Genomic DNA, 25,096 nt, shown 5'->3' with positions numbered 1-25,096 from the left:
TCCGCGTCTCAATCGTCGCCGGGTGCCATTTTTTGTTGAGACCTGATCACTTGTCCCAGCAGCCGGGTCATCCAAGAACTGAAACGTGGATTTCAGGCCTGCGCCTGCCAGCCGTCCGGCTTTGCGGGTATCGTCTGACCCGCGCGGTTGACCCGGTTGCGGCCGCTCTTCTTGGCGTCATAGAGTGCTGCGTCGGCACCCTTGATCGTATCGGAGATCTTGTCGCCGGGTGCCGCCAGCGCGCACACGCCAAAACTGGCCGACAGGCGCACCGTGTCCGGCAGACCGGCGATGGTGAGGGACGAAAAGCTGTTTCGCAGTCCCTGCGCGAAGAGATAGCCGGTTGTTTCGCCGGTCGATGGCAGGAAGATCGCAAATTCCTCGCCGCCAAACCGCGCGCAGATTGCGTCAGGCGGCGCATGTCCGGCAATCATGCGGCCAAAGGCCAGGATCACCTGGTCGCCGGCGGCATGGCCATAGGTATCGTTCACGACCTTGAAATGATCGAGATCGCACACGATCACGCAGTGCGGATAGGCAGACAAAGGGCGTGACAGGATCTGGCTTACTCGGGCGTCAAAACCGCGCCGGTTGAAAAGCCCCGACAAGGGATCGATTTCCGAGTTTGCCTTCGCATCGTCCATGATCTCCACAACGATCACCGCCAGAAGCGTGAGCCCCGTGGAGACCACCAGCACCGCGCTAAGGCTTTGGGAAACCAGCGCATAGGTGCTGCCGAGATAGGATTGCGCGGTACCGCCACTGCCGAATTTCACGGCGAAATAGACCTTGCCGGCAAAATTCGCCGCCGTGACCAAAAACAGCGTCATGAGGAGGCGGTCGGCGATCTCGCGCCGCCCCGAGCGGTAGATCGCCAGCGCGCAGAGCAGCTCCGCGATCGCAAACGGCGTCTGATAGCCGAAGGAATGGGCAAATGTGCTGCGCGGCAGATCAAAGATCATCAGGTTGAGCGGCAGAGCCGCTGCCAGAAGCGCCGTGATGGTCCAGATATTGGCAGGCACCGAATAAAGCCGGCCGATCCCGACGCGGATCATCAAAAGCGCAGTCAGCACGGCGGTGAAAGCACCAAAGCTCGCAAGCCTGTCGAAATCGCCATAGCGGATCGCGACCTCGAATACCGCAGACAGGGACGCGACCGCAAAGGCAGCCGCAAACCAGCGTCCGGCAGAGGGAATGCGGCTGCGCCTGGAGATCACAAGGAAGAAGACGCAAAAAAGCTGCGCTATCAGGAAGTTGACCGTCAAAAGAAAAAGCGCGCCGTTCATCTCAGTGTCCGTTTCGAGAACCCACACGCCGTGTGCTCTCCTGCGCCCATGCCAAAGGCCGGCGCAGATTCGCGGGAATGGTAACGATGTCCGGCAAAAGAAACGTTAATCTGCGAATGGTGATTGCGCGGGAAATACCGGATTGAAGACGCCGCCGGTGACCGGTTTCGTGACGCCCGTGGTGCCCGGAAAAGTCAGCGGCAATCCTTCCATCGACCGGACGGCGAGATAAGCCCACGCCTCCGCCTCCATGGCATCGCCGTCAAGACCCGCCTCTTCCGCCACGATGACTGCGATATCCTCCTTTGCCCCAAGCCTGCGAAGATCGTCCATGATGACCGGATTGAGCCGCCCGCCCCCGCATATGACCAGGGTCTGCGGCCGCTCGGGCAGATGCCTGGCCGATTTGAGAATGGCGGCAGCGGTCACATAGGCAAGCGTGCGCGCCCCGTCCGCCAAGGCGGCATCGGCAATGGCTGGCGGTGAAAAGTCGTTGCGGTCAAGCGAGCGGCGCAGGTTGGATGAGAAAAACGCGTGATCGAGATACCGGTCCGCAAGCGTGGGAATGATGCGGCCAGCGCTGGCGATCGCGCCATCCTTATCGAATGTGCCGCCCGTATGGGTCTCCACCCATTGGTCGATCAGCGTATTTCCCGGCCCGCTGTCATAGGCGACGATATCACCCTGAGTGCCGATAAACGTCAGATTGGAAATGCCGCCGATATTGACGAATACCAGCGGGGCTGTTTGGCCGGCACTTTGGGCAAGCGCGGCATGATAGACCGGAATGAGCGGCGCGCCCTGCCCGCCAAATGTCATGTCATGAGCACGCATATCATGCACGACGGCAATGCCGGTCGATTGCGCCAGAAGCGCGCCATCGCCCAGTTGCACGGTCAGCGCCGCATCGGGGCGGTGAAGAACGGTCTGCCCGTGAAATCCGATCACGTCTATGTCTGTTGGCGACAGCCCGTTGCTGGCTAGAAAATCATTGACCGCAACGGCATGCCGTAACGTGAGGTTTCGTTCGATCGCCGAAAGGTCCCCCGGGCGCTGCGTTCTGTCCGTCAGCGCGCGCGCCTCATTCAATGCCGATTTCAGCCTGTTCCGGAAAGCCGGCTCATAGCCGACGCCCATGGACGGACCACGCTCGACACGGTCGCGGCCATCGGTTCGAATGAGCGCGATGTCGATGCCATCCATGCTGGTCCCGCTCATCAGCCCGATCGCCGTCTTCATCTGCGCCATTGAGCACTCACCCCCAAACAAACATTTGCGATGCAAACAGGTGCACTTTCTACCAAACAGTGCTAAACGCCGCGCAAATATCCAGCAAGCGCCTATTCCTTTAAAACAGCCTCCCGAAAGAGACAGGTCATGTCCGAATTCAAGTCCGATTTCCTTCACACCCTCCACGAACGCGGCTTCATCCACCAGACATCAGACAATGCCGGACTGGATGCGCTGTTCAACAAGGAAACCGTGACGGCCTATATCGGCTTTGATCCGACCGCGCCGAGCCTGCATGCCGGCGGCCTGATCCAGATCATGATGCTGCATTGGATGCAGGCGACCGGTCACCGGCCGATCTCGCTGATGGGCGGCGGCACCGGCATGGTCGGAGACCCGTCCTTCAAGGACGAGGCGCGCCAGTTGATGACGCCGGACACGATCGCGTCCAACATCGCCAGCATCAAATCGGTCTTCTCCAACTACCTGACCTATGGCGAGGGGCCGAAAGACGCCCTGATGATCAACAATGCCGATTGGCTGCTCGGCATCAACTACCTTGAATTCCTGCGCGATGTCGGCCGCCATTTCTCGGTCAATCGCATGCTCGCCTTCGACAGCGTCAAGACGCGGCTCGACCGCGAGCAGTCGCTGTCATTCCTCGAATTCAACTATATGATCCTTCAGGCCTACGATTTCGTCGAACTCTACAAGCGCACCGGCTGCCGCTTGCAGATGGGCGGCTCCGATCAATGGGGCAACATCATCAACGGCATCGATCTCGGTCACCGCATGGGAACGCCGCAGCTCTACGCGCTGACCTCTCCGCTCCTGACCACATCTTCGGGCGCCAAGATGGGCAAGTCCGTCAATGGTGCGATCTGGCTCAACCCCGACATGATGTCGGCCTACGATTTCTGGCAATATTGGCGCAACACGGAAGACGCCGACGTGTCGCGCTTCCTCAAGCTCTACACGACGCTGCCGATGGGCGAGATCGCCCGTCTCTCGCAGCTTGCCGGCACCGAGATCAACGAGGTCAAGAAGATCCTGGCGACCGAGATCACGGCAACCCTGCATGGCCGCGCCGCAGCCGAAGAAGCGGCCGAAACCGCCCGCAAGACCTTTGAAGAAGGCGCACTTGCCGCCAACCTGCCGTCCATCGACGTGCCCAAAGCAGAGCTTGAGGCTGGCGTCGGCGTTCTTGCGCTGTTCGTGCGCGCCGGTCTTGCCGAATCGAACGGCAAAGTACGGCAGTTTCTCAAAGATGGTGCCGTGCGCCTCAACGATGCCGTGGTCAACGACGATCGTCAGTTGATCGGCACCGGTGACGTCACAGGCGACGGCGTGATCAAGCTGTCGCTTGGCAAGAAGAAGCACATTCTCGTCCGCCCGTCCTGAGCGTCGGAGTCCATGGAATGACATGAAACCGGCGGCGATCCCGCCGGTTTTTTACTGGAATTCGAAGATGCTGCGGAATACGCCGGGCGCGATGATCGACAAGGGGTTGATCGTCAGGTTCGGCTTGGTGAATGGCCCAACCAGCTTGAAGGTGATCCCGAGCAGGCCACGGTCGCGGCCATTGCCGAGAATGGCGCCGATGATCGGCAGTTCGCCGAACAGCCGGTTGAGCCCATAGGCCGGCATGAAGGTTCCGGTCATGTCCATATTGCCGTTCTGGTCACGCACCGTTCCCTGGAACGTCGCGCCGATATCGACGCCCCGCACCACGCCGCCGTCAATGGCGATCGATCCATTGTCCAGCGCCACATTGGCCGATCCGCGCTCGAACCGGGCCGAGCTGACATCGATGTCCTTCTTCACGGCCTGGTTCAGGCTTCGGCCGTCAGCACCTGTCGGGGTCGAGACGATCGATTGCAGCCGTGTCTCGTTGACCAGCGAAAACTTGCGGATATCGATATTGCCGCGCCACGAACTGCCGCCGCGATCACGCAGCTTAAGGTTCAAAAGACCACCGCGCATGTTGTTGTAGATATTGGCAAACCGGACCAGCGAACCGGCATCGCCAGTCGTCAGTTCCAAAAAATTGTCGGCGCCGTTTTTCGTCAGTTTCGCGACAACGGCCTGGCCGCTGTCCGTCACCGCCGACAGATCGACGGCATCGATCTGCTTGCCTCTGGCGGCGTAGTCCAGATTGACGTTGGAAAGGGTCTCGGAATGGAACCCGGTGACCTGCTGGAGATTGGCATTGATGGCGATGCGTTTGCCATCACCACCGTCATCGCCGCTAGAAGGGTTGCGCAGGCTTTCGATGATCGGGCGTATATCGGCCGAACTGCCGTTGACGCTCACCCCGAAACCGCTCTTTTGACGCTTGATGCTGACGGCGTAATTGTCGCCCCGCGACAGCTGGACCGACGAAAATGCGCCCGAACTCAGGCCTGCCTTGTCGAGCACCAGTGCACCGCTCGCGCCAAAACCGTCACCGGTGAGCTTAAGATCGTCGATATGCGTCATGTCATCGACGTTGGAGACCGAAAACGCGGCTTTGGCGCCAATCCCGGCTCCTTTCGACCAGCCGATCCATGGAAGCGAGATCGCCGCCCGGCCGAGATCGGCCGAGACGGTCTGCCGGTCGGTATCGTCGATCAGGATATCCAGCGCCACCGGCCCATTGACGATACCGGCAAGGCCCGGAGCAAGCTTGGCAAGCGCCTTGTCATCCAGCGTTCCGGACACCTCACGCTTTCTCTTGACGGTGCTGTTGGCCCCGACCGGTTCGACAAGCGAGATATCCATCGGTCCGCCGTCGATATCGGCTTTCGCGTCAAGCACCGCCTGCTGCGGATCGATCCGAAGGCTTCCCTTGATGTCGGAAATCGCGCGCCCGGCAATCGGTTTGTTAAGCGTCACGCCGTTGAGCAGCATTTCGGCCTGCCATTGCGGTGGCGGCGGTTGCTGGGCAACGACCAGACCGAAACGGGCGCCGACGCGCGCCGTCATGTCGCCGGAAAAATCCTCCGGCTTGAAAGGGGTCCGCTGCAGGGCGAGAATGGGCCGGTAGGTGACAAGCTCGGCAATCGCGTCCGCCTGCCCCGCCACATCGAGCTTCATTTCGGCAATCAACGGCTTTTGGTAAGTGCTCGGAATGATAAAGTTACCGCCGGTCAACGTGGCGGACCGTCCGGAGGGGAAATACGCGGTTCCGCGCTCGATCTCCACGTCCATGCGCTCGCCCTTCAGCGTGAACGCGCCGGCCGCATCCCGCAGCGGCGGGATATCGCCGGCCAGATTGATCCGTGCGTCGGTGATGTTGAATTGAACATTCAATTCCTCGGCATTCAGGTCGATCGGCCCGACGGTGCGGGTAATACGTCCCATCGGCAGGAAGACCTCGATCTTGCCATCAGTGACCGTGCCGCCGAAAATATTGTTGACCACCCAGCGGCGTGCGTTCTTGCCGACCCACCAGGGCCAGAGCTGTTTGACGGCGGCCGACTGCAACCTGCTGGTCAACAGCGCGAAGCTGATCTGCGGCGAGGTTTCCCCAAACGTCATCGACAGCGAACCGGCAGCTGTGCCAAGGCCGCTGGCAACCGTCAGTTCGTCAAAGACCAGCTGGTGGCTTCCCGACAGATAGCGGCCTTGCGCCTTGGCGTCGAAGATCAGCGGCGCCTCGGAGACATCGATGGGCGAGGAGCTGGCAGCCTGCAGCAGAAGATCGATCGAAAAGCCCTTCTGTCCAGCAAACGCCGCCGGATCAAGATCGGCAATCGCACCGGTAAACGGAAAAATCGAGCGGCCGACGCGCGCCATCGACGGCAGGATTTCGATCCGGTTGCGCGCAAAGTCATAGCTGACATTCAGCTCGGAAGGTTTGAGTTCCGATGTGAACCCGCCGGCATCGAAAGCACCGTTATTGGAACGGCCGTTCAATTGCAGCGCCGGAGGCGCGTTTTCTGACGCCCGTGTCGCCTTGATCGTCAGATCCGCGCTGCTTGTGACCCCGAAGGCGAGCTCCGTCGGGGTTTCGTTGCGATGCAGGAAGGCAGACAGCGGTAACCCCACGGCTGAGCCATTGAGCGTGGTGATACGGCCGCTCTCACGATCGGCGCGCAGATGCAGTTGCGAGGATTGACCATCGATGGAAAACACACCGTCGATCTGCATGGAGCCGTCAGCCGTGCGCTGGAAATCCAGCGTCTCCACCACGACGGGAACGATGCGCTGGCGCAGACCGGAAAACGACAGGCGCAGGTCGGCAATGCGCACCGTCTGCGTATTGCTGCGGCCAATCAGTTGCGAGAGACGGTCGATCTGGTTGAAGACGACCTCCAGACCCGCGCCGACATCGGCGATTCGGATCGTCGTCAGATCGATCGGTTTTCCCTGTGGAAGCAGCGCCGGATCCAGCGTCGCTCCCTCGGCCTCAAGCCGCGAAACGGCGATCCGCCCGGTCATCAGGGCCAAGGGGTTGAGTTCGATGAACACGCTGTTGGTACCGACAAGCCGCTTGTTGGAGACGTTCTCCACCAGCGTCACGTTCTGGGCCTTCAGCGCCAGCGCCCCGTCAGACGTGACCCGCAGCACCGTGCTGCCCACTTCGGCATGATAGCCGCTGCCGAGCGCCGTATTCAGGGCCGCCTGTGCCCTTGCATTGAGCGGCCCGTCAAGCACCCCGCCTTCAATGGCCGCAATCAGTGCTGCGCCCAGCAAAAGCACGATCGAGGCAACGACGACCGTTGTGGTGAAGATCAGACGGGTGATGCCGCGCTTGTTCGGCGCGTGAACGATGCAGGGGTCATGGGCCTGCGCGGACGGCAGGGAATGCAGAGCGACAATGTCTTCCTTGCGAAACGATACTTTTTCACCGCGGATTTCATTCATCAGCGCCGGCAGCCTCCGGATGTGTGAAAAAGAATCATGCGGTCAGTTCCAATCTGCTGCGATGCCAATCGCGGCATCAACGGCTGCGTTCCGCAATGCCGAATCACGGATTACGTGGTTGATTCAAATCATTTTATCGCCCTGGCATATCAACGGCACACACACGCACCGCCTGACATTCGCATGCGTCACACAGTAGTTAAAGAACGACCCCGGAGCAAACGATGTCTGCCCTACAGCCCGTCTTCCTGTGCGCGAAAAAACCTCCACCATGACCGGCGGCGCTGGACGGGCCGGGTCACGATTGGATATGCCTGATGCGACAAACGTTTGGCGCACATGCCCCAAAATAAAGGAATAACCATGGCGAACCTGACCGAAGGCGCAATTGCACCGGATTTTACCCTGCCCCGCGACGGCGGCGGAACCGTTTCCCTCGGTGATTTCAACGGAAAATCGGTCGTTCTCTTCTTCTACCCCAAGGATGACACCAGCGGCTGCACCACCGAATCAATCGCGTTCAGCGGACTTCTGAGCGAATTTTCGCAAGCCGGCACCGTGGTCATCGGCATGTCGCCCGATTCGGTGAAGAAGCACGACAAGTTCGTCAAGAAGTATGATCTGTCGGTGATTCTTGCTTCGGACGAGGATTTGTCCGTCCTCAACAGCTATGGCGTCTGGATGGAAAAGAGCATGTATGGCCGCAAATATATGGGTGTTGAGCGTACGACCTTGCTGATCGGTCCCGATGGCGTCATCCGGCGTATCTGGCCGAAGGTGAAGGTCGCCGGTCATGCCGAAGAGGTGCTGGCAGCCGCCAAAAACCTTGCCGGGGGAACCCTTTGACGATGACGGACCTGCCGGAAATCCGCAGCCTTCGCGATGGCGCGGTCCGCGCTATCCGCGCTGATGATCTCGATATCAAGACGCTGCTGACCCAGGAGACGGCACGCCGCTGGAACGAGCGCACCCTGTCGCTGCGTTCGCCGCTGGATATGGCCGTGCCTGAGTGTCCCGGAAGGCCGCAAAAGCCGGACCTGATACCGCCCCGGCAGATGCCGAAGCGGGCGCTTACGACCGACAAAGGCCGGATCGCCCTCCTGCATGCCATCGCCCATATCGAGCTGAATGCCGTCGATCTGGCGCTCGATATCGTCGCTCGGTTCGCAACGGAGCCGGTGCCGAACTCGTTCTTCGACGGCTGGATGAAGGTGGCCTTCGAGGAGGCCAAGCATTTCCGCATGGTGCGCGACCGGCTGCGTGAGCTGGGTGCCGAGTATGGCGACCTGCCGGCCCATGACGGACTGTGGCAGGCAGCCCATGACACGCGCAACGACCTGACGGCCCGGTTGGCGGTGGTACCGCTGATTCTTGAAGCGCGCGGCCTCGACGTGACGCCTGCGCTGCAAGCAAAGATGCGCGAGGCCGGCGATCTGGAAAGTGCTGCGGTGCTCGACGTGATCTACGAGGACGAAAAGGGCCATGTGGCTGTAGGTGCCAAATGGTTCCGGTTTCTCTGCGCGCGCCAGAAGAAGGACCCGGCCGCCGCATTTCAGGCCCTGGTCCGGGCCAATTTTCGCGGTCCGCTCAAAGCCCCGTTCAACGATATCGCCCGCGCCGAAGCCGGGCTGACACCGTCGTTCTACCGCTCGATGACGGCCTCGGTAAACACCTGACAAACCGTCCAAAAGCCTGGGCTCAAGGCTTTATTAACCTTAACAGTGTCTAATCGATCCCATCATGACGGGCAGGTAAGCGCGCATTGGGGGTGAGTTGGTGTCTACGGAAAGCCAGGTTTTCGGCAAGCGCACACAAAAGCACATCATCATTCTGGCCAGCGGCGACAAGGTTCGCCACATGACCATCCGCCCCTGGATGGCCGCAGTTTCCGTCTGTTTCGTCTCCGTATTTTCGATCGGCTACCTCGCCGCCACCTCCTATCTTGTACTGCGCGACGACCTGATCGGCGGTACGATGGCCCGCCAGGCGCGTATGCAGCATGAATATGAAGACCGGATCGCCGCCTTGCGCGCGCAGGTCGATCGCGTCACCAGCCGCCAGCTTCTCGATCAGCAGGTGGTGGAAGACAAGGTCGAAAAACTGCTGCAGCAGCAGATGGCGCTCTCCTCCCGCCACGGCCGTCTTGGTACATTGCTCGACCGCGCCGAAGAATCAGGCATTGCCGAAAAGGATGTGCAGCCGCAGGCAGCGCCGGTTGAAAGCCAGAAGCGCGCCGATGCCAGCGGTGGCCTGAAGGCGATCGAGCGGTTGATGGGCATGAGCGGCAACACGCCGCAGCAGAAGATGGCGCTGGCCTATGCGCCCCAAGCCGCGTCAAACGGCCAGGAAGCGATGTCGGACCGCGCCGACCGGCTGTTTTCGAAAGTGACGTTGTCGCTGAAGGATATCGAACAGCAGCAGAAAACCCGTATCGACAACCTGACGGCCGGCGCCTCGGAAGCTACGGATGCCATCATGACCATCCTTGCCCGCACCGGCGTCAAGCTCGATGCAGACGAGGTGGCCGTCACGCCAGCCGTGACCGCAGACGACGATGCCATTGGCGGGCCGTTCGTGGAGCCAGAAACGACCGAGGCCTTCGACAACTCGCTGATCGGGCTCGATACAGCGCTTGGCCGCCTGGAGAGCGTCCGCAGCCAGGCGAAAAAGCTGCCGTTCAACAATCCATCGCCGGCCAGCGACATCACCTCCACCTTCGGAAACCGGCTCGACCCCTTTCTGGGACGGCTGGCGCTGCATGCCGGCATCGATTTCCGGGCACCGACGGGAACGCGGATTCTTGCGACCGCACCCGGCACGGTGATCACCGCCGGCAAGAATGGCGGTTACGGCAACATGGTCGAAATCGACCATGGCAATGGGATCACCACCCGCTACGCGCATCTCTCGACGATCCTGGTGAATGCCGGCGACAAGATCAGAACCGGCGAGCCCATCGCCCGCTCCGGCAGCACCGGCCGCTCCACGGGCCCGCACCTGCATTATGAAGTCCGTTTGAATGGCGAAGCGGTCGATCCCATGCGGTTCCTGACTGCTGGCATCAAGCTTAGCCACTACATCAACTGAGCTTGACGGCCTTGGCGCCGCTCTTGACGTAACAGCAGGCGTTTTTCAGCTATCCTGTTGTTGGCAGTCCATTCTTGGTTCTTTTCCCGATCAAACCACCGGTTTTCTTGACTTTGCTTGGCTATGGGACTAAGAGCCCCAGCGACGGCAGTTTACGCATGCGCCGATTGACCAGAGTTCGACCGAACCGGAACGGAAACAGATTTCCCTTTGACCACTTTTTCAGACCTTGGCCTGAGCCAAAAAGTTCTTACCGCAGTCACAGACGCGGGCTACACCATCCCCACACCGATCCAGGCAGGCGCCATTCCGCCAGCCCTGCAGCGGCGTGATATTCTGGGCATCGCCCAGACGGGCACGGGTAAGACGGCATCCTTCGTGCTGCCGATGCTGACGCTTCTGGAAAAGGGCCGCGCCCGCGCACGCATGCCGCGCACGCTCATTCTCGAGCCGACGCGCGAACTGGCGGCCCAGGTTGCTGAAAACTTTGAGAAATACGGCAAGAACCACAAGCTCAATGTCGCCCTCCTGATCGGCGGCGTGTCCTTCGATGAGCAGGACCGCAAGCTCGAACGTGGCGCCGACGTGCTGATCTGCACGCCCGGCCGCCTGCTTGACCATTGCGAACGCGGCAAGCTGTTGATGACCGGCGTCGAAATCCTCGTCATCGACGAAGCTGACCGCATGCTCGACATGGGCTTCATTCCCGATATCGAGCGAATCGCCAAGCTGATCCCGTTCACGCGCCAGACCCTGTTCTTCTCGGCTACGATGCCGCCGGAAATCCAGAAGCTGGCCGACCGGTTCCTGCAGAACCCGGAACGTGTCGAAGTGTCCACGCGGTCTTCGACGGCCACCACGGTGACGCAGCGTCTGGTCGCTTCCCACGGCAAGGATTATGAAAAACGCGCAGTTCTGCGCGATCTGATCCAGAAGCAGGAAGAACTGAAGAACGCCATCATCTTCTGCAATCGCAAGCTCGATGTTGCCGAACTCTACCGTTCGCTGTCGCGTCACGGTTTCTCGGTCGGCGCGCTGCATGGCGACATGGACCAGAGCTCGCGCACGAAAATGCTGGCGGGCTTCAAGGACAACGCGATTACATTGCTGGTTGCCTCCGACGTCGCCGCGCGCGGCCTGGATATTCCGGATGTCAGCCATGTCTTCAATTTCGACGTGCCGATCCATGCGGAAGACTATGTCCACCGCATCGGACGCACCGGCCGTGCCGGCCGTTCGGGTGCCGCGTTCACGCTGGTATCCAAGCGCGATACGAAATTCGTCGATGCCATCGAAAAGCTGATCGATAAGAAGATCGAATGGCTGAACGGTGACCTCTCTGCCCTGCCCGCTCCGATGGAAAGCCATGAGAGCAGCAAGCCCGAGCGCGGCGGCCGTGACGGCAAGCGCGGTGGCCGGCGCAACGACCGGGATCGCGAACACGCGCCCCGGCCCATCGCCAGTCACAAATCGGACATCAAATCAGACGAAAGTCCGGCAGTCATAGCAGCCCCTCTCGAACCGGTAGTAACAAAGGCAGAACCTGTGAGATCAGAACGCAAGGCAGAAACGAAACCGCAGAATGCCGGCCGTAACAGCAACCGTCCTGCTCCCCAGCCGTATCCTGCCAATGACGACAACCGTGATCGCCGCAACCGTTACCGCCGCGACCATGATGACGGCCCGACACCGGTCGGCTTCGGCGACGATATCCCGGCATTCATGCTGATTGCCGGCAAGGCCTGAGCCTTACCGTTTCGCATGGCAGTTCCAGGCATCGATTTTCCCGGCGTGGGATCAGGGCTTGCCGTCTTAAATGACGGCAAGCTTTTGCTTTGCAGGCGTTTGAAAGCACCGGAAGCCGGCCATTGGAGCATCGTCGGCGGCAAGGTCGATCATATGGAAGCCGTCGCTGACGCCGCGCGCCGCGAGGCCGAAGAAGAAAGCGGTCTGACGATCCACTCCGCCCGTTTTCTCTGCCTCAGCGAACAGCGGATCGAGGCCGACCGGCAGCACTGGATCTCGCTGATCTACGTGACCGATGATTTCTCCGGCGCGCCACAGCTGATGGAACCCGACAAACTCTCAGATATCGGCTGGTATGCGCTCGACGCCCTGCCGCAGCCGCTCTCCGTTTTCGCGCAGGATGCGGTGAAGGCCTTGCGGGAACAAGCTATTTCTTAGCCCGCAACGCCGCCTCGTAGGCAAGCCGCACCCAGCGCGCCATGTCGTCGGGATCATCGAAGGCCTCTTCCGGAACGGACCAGTAGGGCATCTTCACCAGCTTTCCCTTGCCGTCGTAGGTCCATTGCGAACTGCCGGCCTCTTCGAACGCCCCGGCACTTTCGGCATCTGCCTTCAACAGGATATCGCCGCCGACTTCCAGCGCCAGGATCCGGCCCTCGAAATAGATCCCCTTGCCACCAAACATGCGTTTGACCGTCACCGGGCCGAGCGCCGAAAACATCTCTTCGATTGCCACATTGTCCATGTCCCTCACCCTTTCAATGGGATGCCACCGCGACGCCGCATTCGGGCGTGTCAAAACCAAATGTCAGATAGCCGTCGCCGAGACATTGCGTGTCCGGAGCGAAAGGATGATATCGGCGAGAATGGAAACGGCAATTTCAGCGGGATTGGCCGCGCGGATATCAAGGCCGATCGGGCCATGAATGCGCGCAATCGCGGCATCGTCTACGCCAAGCCCGGCCAGCCGCTCGATCCGCTTGGCATGGCTCTTCTTGCCGCCGAGCGCGCCGACATAGAAACATTGCGCCGCAAGCGCCTTCGTCAAAGGCAGGTCGTCGAGGGACGGATCATGCGCGACCGCGGCCAGCGCCGTGAAGGCATCAAGAGGCCGCCGCTGGAACACGTCTTCGGGCTGTTCTGCAAAAAGTGCAGCCGTGCCGAATGTTGCGGGTGAGATCATGGAGCCGCGCGGATCGATGATCACCATGTCGAACCCTGCAATCGCGGCCATCCCGGCCAGAGCCTGCGCGATGTGACCTGCGCCTATGGCAACAATACGCGGCGGCGGCAAGTGGACATTGATGAAGACGGACCGGCCGCCAATCCCAGCAAGACCTGCTTTTCCCGTGCGCAACGCCGATTCGACTGCCGACGCAGAGACGGGATCGGACAACTCCTCCGCGCGCAACAGCCGGGTCTCCCCGGTGTCGAGGTCGGACACCACAACCATTGCCCGCCGTGCATCGCGCGCCGCATTGATCTCGTGCAAATGGGCTGGCAACATCGGCGCTATCTCAGTTTTTCGATAAGGACGCGAATATGCCCGCCGCAGAACAGGCCGGCATTTTGGGCGGTATTGTCGGTAACAGTGAATTCTGCAATCCGCGCTTTGCCGGAAGCGATCACATCAGACGCCTCAGCAACCAGAGCCTCCTCGATACAGCCGCCGGACACAGAACCTTGAAAATTACCCTGCGCATCGATCACCAGATGGCTTCCCGCCGGTCGTGGCGCGGAGCTCCAGGTCTCGATCACCGTTGCGATCGCGACATCACGTCCGTCGGCATGCCACTCTGCGGCAAACGTCAGCGGATCGGTATCTGGCATTGCCTATCTCCTGTTGCGAAACGGCGGCAGGACCGATGCAACATAATCTATAAGGTGCGGTAGTCCCGGTCGAGATAAACCAGCGCCGGTTTCTGCTGGCCGAGGGTGACAGCGACAACCTCGCCGAACAGAACGATATGTGTGGCAACCGTCTTGATATCGATCAACCGGCAATCGAAGGCCGCAACCGCCTCTTCAAGGATCGGCGCGCCGGTTTTCAAAGCATTCCAAGTTCCGTGGGAAAAGCGCTCCGAGGGATCGACGGGGTTCTTGCCGGAAAACACATGGGCAAGATCCATCTGGTCGGCGCCCAAAAGATTGAGGGCAAAGCTGCCGCTCTCGGCAAAGATGTCGTTGCGCGGGTTGGCGCCATTGAGGCAGACGAGCAGCGTCGCCGGATCGTCCGAGACCGAGCAGGCAGCCGTGATCGTCACGCCGCGCCGCACACCTGCATGCGCCGCCGTCACGATATGCACGTGACCGGCCAGCCGGCTCATGGCATCACGGTAGGTCAGCGGATCCAGTTGGGTCTTGTCCAACACGGCAGTCTCCAGATCGAGGTACGTTTTTAACACATAGAGATTGCAACGGAATATGAAACCCATGGTCTGGTTTTTCTTCGTCATTTGCGGCAATTGCCGCTCCCGCCGCGCATGTTCCGATCTTTTCCTTTGACCCTTGCCGCCACATCTTTAAAACATGGGCGTTCTCAACTGGATAAGCGCATGTTTCGTTGGATTTTTGCCAGCCTCGTGATTGCCGGGTCGGTGCAGGCCGCCCCGGCTTTGGCCGCCGGCCTGAAGATCGCCGTCGTTGCGCCGGCCGAGGGACCTTTTGCGTTGCTTGGCCAGCAGATGCTCGACGGCGCCCGCTTCCAGGCCGAGGATCGCGGCTCAGAAATCATCGCCATTCCCGAAACCTGCGAAGCCAACGATGCGGAAGCCCTGAAAAAGGCGCTGATCGCCAGCGGCGCCGAAGCGGCGATCGGTTTTCTGTGTACCGAAAGCCTGGAAGCCGCGCTCCCGGCGCTGGCCGAGGCCGGTATTCCCGCCCTGACGCTCAGCGTCCGCTCGGATATCCTGATGGAAGACGCGCTGAAAAAGAAATGGCCGTTCTTCCGGCTGGTGCCGAGCGCCAAGGCCGAAGCTGCCAAGGTGACGGAAATCATTCTGTCGCGCTGGAAGAACGAACCGCTGGGACTGATCGAGGACGGCACGATCCACGGGCGCGAACTGGTGGAAACGGTGCGCAGCGCTTTGGCTGACATCGGCCTCACCCCGACATTCTCCGATACGTATCGCCCCGCCCAGGAACAACAGGTCAGCCTTGTACGCCGCCTGGCAAAGAGCGGCGTGACGCACGTGTTCACCGGCGGCGACCGGGCCGATACCGCGATCATTGCGCGCGATGCGGCCTCCGAAAAACTTGCCCTGACGCTGATGGGCGGCGAGACGCTCGATGCGGCCAACGTTCCGGTTCCGCTGGCAAACGGGGTGCTGGCAGTCTCCCTGCCCGACTATGCCACGCTGCCCGGCGCCAAGGGCGCGGTCGATGCCATGACGGCGGCAAAACTGCTGCCCGAAGGCTATGTGCTTCCGGCCTTTGCAGCTGTCACGCTGCTGGAACAGGCCAAGGATCAGGCCGGCAAGGATGGCGGCCCACTGCTGGATGCGCTTGCCAAAGGCCCCTACCCGACCGTCCTCGGCCCTATCCGCTTCAACGCCAGCCACGAGTTGGCAGACAACCCCTACCGCCTGCTGCAATGGCAAAACAACCGGTTCATCGCCGCACCAGCGGTTCCGGGAAGCCCGTGATGCGGACCGGGCCGCGCAATGCAATCACCGATGTCGGCGGCCTGAAAGTCGGCAATGCGCAGGACCATCGGTTAAAGTCCGGCGTCTCAGTGGTTGTCTGCGACCAGCCTGCGGTTGCCGCCGTACAGGTGCTGGGCGGCGCCCCCGGTACGCGGGAAACCGATCTCTTGGAACCGCACAATACGGTCCAGACGGTCGATGCCATCGTTTTGTCGGGTGGTTCGGCCTTCGGGCTCGATGCAGCGTCGGGCGCGCAGGCCGCCCTTCGCCAGATGGGACGCGGCTTTCCCGTCGGAAATCTGCATATCCCCATCCTCCCCGCCGCCATCCTGTTCGACCTCATCAATGGCGGCGATAAGGACTGGGGCCTCTATCCGCCCTATCGCGAACTTGGATATGCGGCCGTGCAGGCGGCAGCGCTGGAATTTGCGACGGGCACGGCAGGTGCCGGCACCGGGGCTTTGACCGCCACCTACAAGGGCGGCCTCGGCACAGCCTCGACGGTGCTCGGCAACGGCATCACCATCGGCGCGCTGGTGGCGGTCAATGCGCTGGGATCGGCCACCATCGGTGACACCAGACATTTCTGGTCGGCACCGTTTGAGGAGAATGCGGAGTTCGGCGGTCTTGGCATGCCCCATCCTTTTCCAAAAGATGCCGGGGATCTGCGCATCAAGTTCCGCAGTCAGCAGAGCGAAACGAAAAACACCACGATCGCCGTCATCGCCACCGATGCGGTGCTGACAAAAGCCGAAGCGAAACGGCTGGCCATCGCAGCCCATGACGGATTTTCGCGCGCGCTCTGGCCCTCCCATACACCGCTCGACGGTGACCTCGTATTTGCACTGGCGACCGGAACGAGCGGCAAAACCATCGATCTGCAGGATTTCATTGATCTGAGCGCGGCTGCAGCTTCTACCATGGCCCGCGCCATCGCGCGCGGCGTTCATGATGCGGTGCCTGCCGAAAATGACATGCTTTTGGCCTGGAGCCAGCAGGCTTAGCCCGTGGAATGCGTGTGAAGCCGTAACATCGGTTGTTTGCCGTCAAAAGCGATGCTATTGCCCGCAAAACAGTTGGAGCCCCCGATCATGCCCCTGCCTATCCGCATCGCCCCCTCCATTCTCGCCGCCGACTATGCCAAACTCGGTCAGGAAGTGCGCGACGTCGTTGCCGCCGGTGCCGACTGGATCCATCTCGACATCATGGACGGCCATTTCGTCCCGAATATTTCCTTCGGTCCCGATGTGATCAAGGCGCTGAGGCCGCACACGCAAGCCTATTTCGATTGCCACCTGATGATCGCCCCGGCCGACCCCTATCTGGAGGCCTTTGCCAAGGCCGGCTGCGACAGTATCACCGTGCATGCCGAGGCAGGCCCGCATCTCGACCGTTCGGTCCAGGCCATCAAGGCACTCGGCAAGAAGGCCGGCGTCTCGATCAATCCAGCAACGCCGGAGAGCGTTCTCGACTACCTGCTCGACAAGATCGACCTGGTTCTGGTGATGACCGTCAATCCCGGTTTTGGCGGCCAGAAATTCATCCCCGCCATGGAAGAAAAGATCCGCCGCGTTAAAGCGATGATCGGCGACCGGCCGATCGACATCCAGGTGGACGGCGGTATCGCGCTCGATACGATCGCGCTGCCCGCATCGGCCGGCGCAAACGTGTTCGTCGCAGGCTCGGCCATCTTCAGCGGCGGCCATGTTGACGCCTACCGGAAAACCATCGACACTCTGCGCGGCAACGCCGAAGGAGGCCGCGGGTGACATTAACGGGCGGGATCGCTGCCGCATTGCTGTCACTGGCGCTCACCACAACGGCTGCACGTGCCGGCGATTTCGCCTCGTTTCAGCCGATCGGCTTCTCGGCAGATGGTAGCGTCTTCGCATTCGAGGAATATGGCGTCCAGGACGGCTCCGGTTTTCCCTATTCGAACATCTTCGTGCTCGATACCCGCAAGGACACGTTCCTGCCGGGAACGCCGATCCGCCTGCGCATCGACAAGGAAAACACCAGCCTTGCCGAGGTCCGTGCGCAAACCGCCACAAAAGCAGCACCCCTCGCCCGGAAATTCGATCTCGCCGCCAATCCCGGCCTGCTCGCGGCCTTCAATCCGATCACGGAAACCACAAGCGATCCCCATCGCCTGACATACCGGCAATATGCCGTCGATCCGCCGGTGGGTGGGGACTTCACGCTGACGCTCAACGAAATCCCGTTGTCCCCCTCTGCCCTCTGCAAGGATGTCACGCCGCAATCGGCCGGCTTTCGTCTCGCCTTCGAAATCGAGGACGGAAAGTCGTCGAAACGCGTTGTCCACACAGACACAGCCGTTCCCGACAGCCGCAAATGCCCGACGGGTTACCGTATCGGCGGTGTCATGACGTTTAACCCCATCGAGGGCGACCCCGTCCACATTGCCCTTGTTCCGATCTTGAGCGTCGGTTTTGAGGGAAGCGACGGCCGCTGGATCGCCGTTCCCGCATCGATGAAGCCATGAGCGCATCCGGACAGGCCATTGCCACTGCTCCACGCAGCCTGACACACAAAGCGGCGCAGCGCCTTCGCCTGGCCCTGCCGGGCCTGTGGGAGCTCGTGTTGGGTGCGCCTTTATGGGGCCTGATGATGGCGGTATCTGCACTGGCGGCCCTGTACCTGCGCAATGGCGCCGAAACGTTCCATCTGAAGAGCATTCTCATCCTGTTCTTCTGCGGTGGCGCCGTTTCCTGGCCGTTCGCGCTGCTGCTTGGCCGTTTCGCAGCGATCGGCAGGGGCCGGGAGACTCGCTTTGCGGCATTCTTCCTCTGCCTGACGCTCTGCACCATCGCCGTCACCGCTATTTTGTTTGCGCTCGATTACCGGAGTTTCTATGCCCGCTGGCACGCGCCGTTCGGCACCGGCACCTGGGCCTATCAATTCACCTTCACCTCGGCCAGCGCCATCTACCAGTTCATCGTCATGGGCATCCGGCTCTATCTGCCGCTCGGATTTGCGGCACTTGCGCTGACCAGCCTGTGGCTCACCGGCCGGATGCCGAAACAGCAGCGTTGAGATTGCCGTATATCTTTGCTAGAGGCACAGCCAACTCTCATCGTCACGAAAGCTGAAACCCATGATCCCCCGTTACTCCCGGCCGGAAATGGTGGCCATCTGGTCACCGGAAACCAAATTTCGCATCTGGTTCGAAATCGAAGCCTATGCCTGCGATGCGCTGGCCGATCTCGGCGTCATCCCGAAGGACGCTGCCAGAACGATCTGGGAAAAGGGTGGAGCCGCCACGTTCGACGTCGCGCGCATCGACGAGATCGAAGCCGTCACCAAGCATGACGTCATCGCCTTCCTGACGCATCTGGCCGAATTCATCGGCCCCGACAGCCGTTTCGTCCACCAGGGCATGACCTCGTCCGACGTGCTCGACACGACGTTCAACATCCAGTTGGTGCGCGCTGCCGATCTGCTGCTGGCCGATCTCGATCGCGTGCTGACAGCGCTGAAGACCCGTGCCTTCGAGCACAAGGACACGGTCCGCATTGGCCGCAGCCATGGCATCCATGCCGAGCCGACCACGATGGGCCTGACCTTTGCGCGGTTCTATGCCGAGATGGACCGCAACCGCGCCCGGCTGGTCGCTGCCCGCGCCGAAATCGCCACCGGCGTCATTTCCGGTGCTGTCGGCACTTTCGCCAATATCGATCCGCATGTGGAGGAATATGTCTGCGAAAAGCTTGGGCTGACCGCAGAACCGATCTCCACCCAGGTCATCCCGCGCGACCGGCATGCGATGTTCTTTGCCACGCTCGGCGTCATCGCCTCCTCGATCGAAAACGTCGCCACCGAAATCCGCCACATGCAGCGCACTGAGGTTCTGGAAGCGGAAGAATTCTTTTCGCCTGGCCAGAAGGGCTCGTCGGCCATGCCGCACAAGCGCAATCCGGTGCTGACTGAAAACCTCACCGGCCTTGCCCGCCTCGTGCGCATGTCGGTGGTTCCGGCCATGGAAAATGTGGCGCTCTGGCATGAGCGCGATATCAGCCATTCCAGTGTCGAGCGCGCCATCGGCCCGGATACGACGATCACCCTCGACTTCGCCCTCAACCGTCTGGCCGGCGTCGTCGAAAAGCTGGTGATCTATCCGGAAAACATGCTGAAGAACATGAACAAGTTCCGCGGCCTGGTCATGAGCCAGCGCGTCCTTCTGGCCCTCACCCAGGCCGGCGTGTCGCGCGAGGACAGCTACCGTCTCGTGCAGCGCAACGCCATGAAGGTCTGGGAAAAGGGCGCAGACTTCCTCGAAGAACTGCTGGGCGACGCGGAAGTGCGCGCGGCCCTGCCGGAAGCGGAAATCCGCGAAAAGTTCGACCTTGGCTACCACACCAAGCATGTCGATACGATCTTCCGCCGCGTCTTCGGCTGATCGAACCTGCGGAGGGCTTCACCGCTCTCCGCAGCCCATTTCTGTGCGATTTCGACCCAGTTCGTTCGATTGCGAGCGAATTTTTCAAGCCTTTCGTCAGTCTTGCATGGGAGACTGGCGCGGACATTGAGACGCAGATTTTGGGTGGACCATGCCGTATCAGCAGACAATCGAACGCAAGGCCGTACGCACGACGACGAAATTCACCGGCGAAGTGACCTGCAAGGGCGGATCAAGCCGGGGCATTGTCAAGGACCTGTCGCCCGCCGGCATTTGCTTCCAGCTTTATTTCGACATCAACGCCACCACGGGCCAGGAGATCTCGATCCAGAGTGACGAGTTCGGTCATCTGACCGGCATCGTGCAATGGTACCGCGGCGACAGGATCGGTATCCGCCTTGATGCGTCCTCCAACACATCAGCGCAAATCTCGTCCTATTACAAATACTTCCGCTGAATGAGCCAAATCTCAGCCGTGCCACCGTCCCGGCTGCACGGCTGAGATTATTGCGCTACTTTGCCTGCGGCGCCGCAACCATCTTGCGGTAGAGATGCCATGTCGCATGCCCAAGGATCGGCATCACGACGGCAAGCCCGACGAAAACCGGGATCGAGCCGATGACAAGGCCGGCCGCCACGATCAAGCCCCAGACGGCCACGGGAACCGGATTGGCAAGCGTTGCCCGCACCGACGTCTCGATGGCAGCGATAGCGCCGACATCCCGCTCCAACAGCAGAGGAAACGACACGACCACGGTCGAAAGCACAATCACGGCAAAGACGAAACCCACCGCATTGCCGACGAGAATCAATGTCCAGCCCTGATCGGTGCCAGTGACCTGCTGATAGAGCGCCGGAAGCGATGCCGCCGGTATCTCGCCGAACAGCTGGGCGTAGAGCGATTGCGCCACCAGTAGCCAGACGACGAACAGAACCAGAAGCATGAAGGCAAGCCCCAGGATCGACGCCAATGCCGGCGACCGCCGAACGTCCAAGGCATGCCGCCATGATGTGTCCATGCCGAGCTCGCGCCGTCTGCTGATCTCATAGAGACCGATGGCCGCAACCGGGCCTAAAAGAGCAAAACCTGATGCCAGCGGATAAAGCAGCGGCAGCATGTTCACGCCTGAACTCCAAGTGGCGAGCACGACGCCGGCGATCGGATAGATGAGGCACAGAAAAACATAGTGGGACGGCTTTGCATTGAAATCCTGCCAGCCCAAGCGCAGCGCGTCGAAAACGTCGGCAACACTGATCCTGCGAATATCCGGATGCGCGAGCCCGGCGCCGGATCCTGCCATTACATGAAATGCTGTCATGACCAATTCTCCTCCTGAAACACGCGGCGTCACGTCATTCGAGAACAATCAGCAGTGCAGATAGGAAAGGCAGTCCGGTGAAATAGACCGAAATGCGATGCTCCCGGTATTGGCGTCATTTTCCGCCACGGAGCGTCGTGACCAACCGCGCCGTGCAACGAGCATATACCAGATCTGCCGTTCTGACACTTGACTTCCACTCTCCTCGACCTCAAATCGGCGTTATCATGAAAGCATCCGAAGCAGATATCCTGATCGTACCCGGTTACACCAATTCCGGACCGGACCATTGGCAGAGCCGGTGGCAGAGCAAACTTGCCTCGGCGCGGCGCGTCGAACAGGCGGAATGGGCAAAGCCGGTCCGCGAGGACTGGGTCAAGCGTCTGATCGACGACGTCAATGCCTCGACCAAGCCCGTGGTCATCGTTGCCCACTCGCTGGGCGTCGCAACCGCTTTGCATGCCCTGCCCCATGTCGAAAAGAAGATCGCCGGCGCCTTTCTGGTGGCGCCACCGGAAGTGACCAATCCGAAGATCCGTCCCAAGCACCTGATGACGTTCGGCCCCTATCCGCGCGAACCGCTGCCGTTTCCAAGCCTGGTCGTCGCCAGCCGCAACGATCCGTTCGGCACCTATGAGCATGCCGGAGACGTGGCCAATGCCTGGGGATCGCTCCTCGTGGATGCCGGCGAATCCGGGCATATCAACGCCGAATCCGGGCATGGTCCCTGGCCGGAAGGCACGATGGTCTTTGCCCAGTTCCTCAACCGGCTTCAGCCCTGATCGCGCAGCAGCACAGAGGACGTGGTCGCGGGTCCCGCCATTAATGGGACTTTCATGGTCGTCGGTCATGATGCCGGAAATCATTCGGGAATGACCGGCACGTGACAAACGCCAGTGACAGCAGAAATCCGCAGCCAAAGCCGGCAGCGACCGGCACCGTGCCGGACGCTGCCGCCGTTCTTGATTGCGCGCCGCTCGGCTATTGCCTCCTTGAACCGGATGGCAGCATCCGCCACGTCAATGCAGCCTTCTCGAATGCGACCGGTTTGCCCCCCGCTGCGATCCTCGGTCAGCCTATCCTGCGCTTCGTTCATGATGGTGACGCAGGTCCGCTCGGCACCATCATCGCAGAACTGGCGGTAGACGCAGCCCTTCCACGCCAATGTGAACTTCGCCTTCTCCAACCCGACGGCTCGGCGGGATGGGTCATGGCCTCGTTGTCGAAGATGCTGGGGGGTTCGCCGTGGATCATCCTGCAGACACAATCGATCGACGCTCTGAAACAGGCTGCCGCCAGCCTGCAAAAGAGCGAGACCCGCTGGAAATATGCGCTGGAAAGCGCCCATCAAGGCGTCTGGGATCATGATTTCAGCACCAACGACCTGTTCTACTCCATCCCATGGAAACGCCTTCGCGGCATGGCAGCGGACGCACCTGTCGATGGCTCGCTGGACGTGTGGATCGAAAGCGTGCATCCGGCAGACAGAGAGCATGTGCTGGAATGTATCCGCCGCCAGGATGAGGGCGATGTCGAGTTCAATACATTCCAATATCGCGAACGCCATGCCGACGGTCACTGGATCTGGATCGAAAGCCGCGGCGCATCGATCGAGTGGACACCGGAGGGCAAGCCGAGCCGCATCATCGGCACGGATACCGATATATCCGAGCGCAAGAAGGCCGAGGCTCAGCTTGAGGAAATATCGCGCCGGCTGAGACTTGCTCTCGACGTCTCGAAAGTCGGCGTTTTTGAAGCCAATCTCGATACGGGCAGCATCATCCGCGATCCGCAATTGCTGTCCATCTATGGCCTGGATCAGCACGACCCCGGCGTTCCAGCCTTCGAGGAACGGCTGCATCCGCAAGACCGGGATGCGGCTCTTGCAAGGGTCGCAGCCGGGATCGCGTCGAATATTCCCTTCATGAACGCCTTTCGCATCATCCGCCCGGACGGTGAAATTCGCCATATCCGCTCGACGTCGGTAACCTTCACCGATAGCGAAGGCGCACATAAGCTGATCGGCGCCAATTGGGACGTAACCGAAGACGTCACCTTGCGCGAGGATCTGGAAAGAGCCCGGCAACTGGCCGAGACACGCAATATCGAACTGGAGGCTGCACGCTCGCGGATCGAATATAACGCGCTGCACGATCATCTGACCGGCCTGCCAAACCGCCGGTTCCTCGACCAGCGCCTCGATGAATGGATCGCCGACAAGGTCGATTATTGCGCCATCCTGCATATCGATCTCGACCGGTTCAAGCAGATCAACGACACGCTCGGCCATCAGGCGGGTGATGCCATGCTCGTCCATACGGCCAAGGTGCTTTCGGCGATCATAAAAGAGCACGATTTCGTGGCGCGAATCGGTGGCGATGAATTCCTGGTACTGTGCGATGCACGCCAGTCGCAGGCTGACGTCATCTCGCTTACCGACCGGATCATCGAGGCCCTGCGCCAGCCGGTGCCCTATGAAGCGCATCTGTGCCGTTTCGGGGCCAGCGTCGGTATTGCCTGGACCGCCGATGGCACGGCGGACGCCAAACAATCGCTGATGAACGCCGACATCGCCCTTTATCGGGCCAAGGGTCTTGGTCGCAACCGCTACGAATTCTTCACCCAGCAACTGCAGACCCAGATCCACCATGCCAAGCGCACCGCCGATGAAATCATCAAGGGGCTGGAAGACGGTGAATTTGTCCCCTTCTATCAGCCGCAGTTTGACGCCCGCACGCTCGATATTACCGGCGTCGAGACGCTGGCGCGCTGGAGACACCCCAAGCACGGACTTTTGGCACCGGATTATTTCTTAAAAATTGCCGAGGATATCAACGCGCTGACGGCAATCGACCGCTGCATCGCCGAGCAGGCATTGCACGATTTCAGCCGTTGGGAGACGCAGGATCTCGGCGTGCCGCGCATTTCCGTCAACGTCTCCTCGCCAAGGCTGCGCGAGCCCGGCCTGATCGACAGTCTGCGCCAGCTGAACATTCCGCGCGGAAAACTGTCGTTCGAACTGCTGGAATCGATCTTTCTTGACGATCTCGACGCGGATTCATCGCAAATTCTGAAAGACATCGGTGCCCTCGGCATCGACATCGAAATCGACGATTTCGGCACGGGCCATGCGTCGATCGTCGGCCTGATGAAGCTCAATCCAAGCCGGCTTAAAATCGATCGCGCTCTCGTCAAGCCGATCATCGAGGCGGCCGAGCAGCGGAAGCTGGTGGGTTCGATCATCGATATCGGTCATTCGCTCAATATCGAGGTTGTCGCTGAGGGCGTGGAAACGATCGATCACGCCCATATTCTGCGTGATCTCGGCTGCGATACGCTGCAGGGCTATGCCTTCGCCAGGCCAATGGCCAGCGCCGACCTTGAGACCTTCATCCACTCCGGCAGCTGGCGGCCGCCGGAAGCGACCGTTCAGCCGGCACGCCGCACGGTACTGTCAGACCTGAAGGCATAAAAAAACCGCCCGGACAGCCGGACGGTTTTAACCTGACGGCTATGCCG

General features: G+C 60.7%; 23 protein-coding genes. 15 read left to right on the top strand and 8 right to left on the bottom strand.

Annotated features, from left to right (window positions below; translation table 11 throughout):
• Positions 1-92: 92 nt before the first annotated feature.
• Positions 93-1,286 (bottom strand): GGDEF domain-containing protein, encoded by a 1,194-nt coding sequence (locus ASD32_RS25940; RefSeq protein WP_082546946.1) that lies wholly within the window; start codon positions 1,284-1,286, stop codon positions 93-95.
• Between the two features lie 105 nt (positions 1,287-1,391).
• Entirely contained in the window at positions 1,392-2,534 is a 1,143-nt protein-coding gene (locus tag ASD32_RS25935; RefSeq protein WP_060640904.1) for an anhydro-N-acetylmuramic acid kinase, read from the bottom strand.
• Positions 2,535-2,663: 129 nt separating this feature from the next.
• Between ASD32_RS25935 and tyrS the strand changes: the two genes are divergently transcribed.
• Positions 2,664-3,917, top strand: coding sequence for a tyrosine--tRNA ligase (gene tyrS, locus ASD32_RS25930; RefSeq protein WP_060640903.1), 1,254 nt, complete (start codon positions 2,664-2,666; stop codon positions 3,915-3,917).
• Between the two features lie 51 nt (positions 3,918-3,968).
• Here tyrS and ASD32_RS25925 read toward each other — a convergent pair whose 3' ends face one another.
• Positions 3,969-7,364: a DUF3971 domain-containing protein gene (locus ASD32_RS25925; RefSeq protein ID WP_060640902.1), complete on the bottom strand. Its 3,396-nt coding sequence runs from the start codon at positions 7,362-7,364 to the stop codon at positions 3,969-3,971.
• 363 nt (positions 7,365-7,727) lie between these two features.
• Here ASD32_RS25925 and ASD32_RS25920 point away from each other — a divergent pair, with 363 nt between their 5' ends.
• From ASD32_RS25920 to ASD32_RS25900, 5 genes are all read left to right on the top strand, one after another.
• On the top strand, positions 7,728-8,210 hold the full coding sequence (locus tag ASD32_RS25920; RefSeq protein WP_060640901.1) for a peroxiredoxin: 483 nt from the start codon (positions 7,728-7,730) through the stop codon (positions 8,208-8,210).
• Between the two features lie 2 nt (positions 8,211-8,212).
• Positions 8,213-9,040: a ferritin-like domain-containing protein gene (locus tag ASD32_RS25915; RefSeq protein ID WP_060640900.1), complete on the top strand. Its 828-nt coding sequence runs from the start codon at positions 8,213-8,215 to the stop codon at positions 9,038-9,040.
• 97 nt (positions 9,041-9,137) lie between these two features.
• Positions 9,138-10,451, top strand: coding sequence for a M23 family metallopeptidase (locus tag ASD32_RS25910; RefSeq protein ID WP_060640899.1), 1,314 nt, complete (start codon positions 9,138-9,140; stop codon positions 10,449-10,451).
• A 210-nt stretch (positions 10,452-10,661) separates the two neighbouring features.
• A complete protein-coding gene (locus ASD32_RS25905; RefSeq protein WP_060640898.1) occupies positions 10,662-12,197 on the top strand; it encodes a DEAD/DEAH box helicase in 1,536 nt (511 codons plus the stop codon).
• Between the two features lie 15 nt (positions 12,198-12,212).
• Positions 12,213-12,635, top strand: a complete 423-nt coding sequence (locus tag ASD32_RS25900; RefSeq protein WP_060640897.1) for an NUDIX domain-containing protein — start codon at positions 12,213-12,215, stop codon at positions 12,633-12,635.
• On the opposite strand, the gene ASD32_RS25895 is transcribed toward ASD32_RS25900, so the two are convergent.
• The 4 genes from ASD32_RS25895 to ASD32_RS25880 form a co-directional block, all read right to left on the bottom strand.
• A complete protein-coding gene (locus ASD32_RS25895; protein WP_060640896.1) occupies positions 12,625-12,942 on the bottom strand; it encodes a TfoX/Sxy family protein in 318 nt (105 codons plus the stop codon). The two genes, ASD32_RS25900 and ASD32_RS25895, sit on opposite strands and share 11 nt — an antisense overlap.
• A 63-nt stretch (positions 12,943-13,005) precedes the next feature.
• Positions 13,006-13,704, bottom strand: coding sequence for an XdhC family protein (locus tag ASD32_RS25890; protein WP_060640895.1), 699 nt, complete (start codon positions 13,702-13,704; stop codon positions 13,006-13,008).
• Between the two features lie 5 nt (positions 13,705-13,709).
• Entirely contained in the window at positions 13,710-14,027 is a 318-nt protein-coding gene (locus tag ASD32_RS25885) for an XdhC family protein (RefSeq protein ID WP_060640894.1), read from the bottom strand.
• A gap of 47 nt (positions 14,028-14,074) precedes the next feature.
• Positions 14,075-14,524 (bottom strand): flavin reductase family protein, encoded by a 450-nt coding sequence (locus ASD32_RS25880; RefSeq protein WP_244490286.1) that lies wholly within the window; start codon positions 14,522-14,524, stop codon positions 14,075-14,077.
• A 228-nt stretch (positions 14,525-14,752) separates the two neighbouring features.
• On the opposite strand from ASD32_RS25880, the gene ASD32_RS25875 reads away from it, so the two are divergent.
• The 7 genes from ASD32_RS25875 (at position 14,753) to ASD32_RS25845 (ending at position 20,715) form a co-directional block, all read left to right on the top strand.
• Positions 14,753-15,841 (top strand): branched-chain amino acid ABC transporter substrate-binding protein, encoded by a 1,089-nt coding sequence (locus ASD32_RS25875; RefSeq protein ID WP_060640893.1) that lies wholly within the window; start codon positions 14,753-14,755, stop codon positions 15,839-15,841.
• Positions 15,838-16,845, top strand: coding sequence for a P1 family peptidase (locus ASD32_RS25870; RefSeq protein WP_060640892.1), 1,008 nt, complete (start codon positions 15,838-15,840; stop codon positions 16,843-16,845). Before ASD32_RS25875 ends, ASD32_RS25870 begins: the two co-directional genes overlap by 4 nt.
• Positions 16,846-16,932: 87 nt before the next feature.
• The gene (gene rpe / locus ASD32_RS25865; RefSeq protein ID WP_060640891.1) at positions 16,933-17,610 is read left to right on the top strand and encodes a ribulose-phosphate 3-epimerase; all 678 of its coding nucleotides are present in this window, start codon (positions 16,933-16,935) and stop codon (positions 17,608-17,610) included.
• Entirely contained in the window at positions 17,607-18,344 is a 738-nt protein-coding gene (locus ASD32_RS25860; RefSeq protein ID WP_060640890.1) for a DUF2259 domain-containing protein, read from the top strand. The genes rpe and ASD32_RS25860 overlap by 4 nt, the downstream gene beginning before the upstream one ends.
• Positions 18,341-18,895, top strand: coding sequence for a hypothetical protein (locus tag ASD32_RS25855; protein ID WP_060640889.1), 555 nt, complete (start codon positions 18,341-18,343; stop codon positions 18,893-18,895). Before ASD32_RS25860 ends, ASD32_RS25855 begins: the two co-directional genes overlap by 4 nt.
• 61 nt (positions 18,896-18,956) lie before the next feature.
• Positions 18,957-20,258 carry an adenylosuccinate lyase gene (purB, locus tag ASD32_RS25850; protein WP_060640888.1) on the top strand — a complete coding sequence of 434 codons (1,302 nt, stop codon included), beginning with the start codon at positions 18,957-18,959 and terminating at the stop codon, positions 20,256-20,258.
• A gap of 151 nt (positions 20,259-20,409) precedes the next feature.
• Positions 20,410-20,715, top strand: coding sequence for a PilZ domain-containing protein (locus tag ASD32_RS25845; RefSeq protein WP_060640887.1), 306 nt, complete (start codon positions 20,410-20,412; stop codon positions 20,713-20,715).
• A gap of 55 nt (positions 20,716-20,770) precedes the next feature.
• Here ASD32_RS25845 and ASD32_RS25840 read toward each other — a convergent pair whose 3' ends face one another.
• On the bottom strand, positions 20,771-21,577 hold the full coding sequence (locus tag ASD32_RS25840; protein ID WP_060640886.1) for a DUF2189 domain-containing protein: 807 nt from the start codon (positions 21,575-21,577) through the stop codon (positions 20,771-20,773).
• 227 nt (positions 21,578-21,804) lie between these two features.
• On the opposite strand from ASD32_RS25840, the gene ASD32_RS25835 reads away from it, so the two are divergent.
• Positions 21,805-22,359 carry an alpha/beta hydrolase gene (locus tag ASD32_RS25835; protein ID WP_060640885.1) on the top strand — a complete coding sequence of 185 codons (555 nt, stop codon included), beginning with the start codon at positions 21,805-21,807 and terminating at the stop codon, positions 22,357-22,359.
• A gap of 101 nt (positions 22,360-22,460) precedes the next feature.
• Positions 22,461-25,049, top strand: coding sequence for a bifunctional diguanylate cyclase/phosphodiesterase (locus tag ASD32_RS25830; RefSeq protein WP_082546938.1), 2,589 nt, complete (start codon positions 22,461-22,463; stop codon positions 25,047-25,049).
• The last annotated feature ends 47 nt before the right edge of the window (positions 25,050-25,096 follow it).

The sequence above is a fragment of the Rhizobium sp. Root483D2 genome (assembly GCF_001426685.1).
GTDB lineage: Bacteria > Pseudomonadota > Alphaproteobacteria > Rhizobiales > Rhizobiaceae > Pararhizobium > Pararhizobium qamdonense.
The sequence above is the reverse complement of the archived record's forward strand: the minus strand, read 5'-3'. Positions and strand labels throughout refer to the sequence as shown.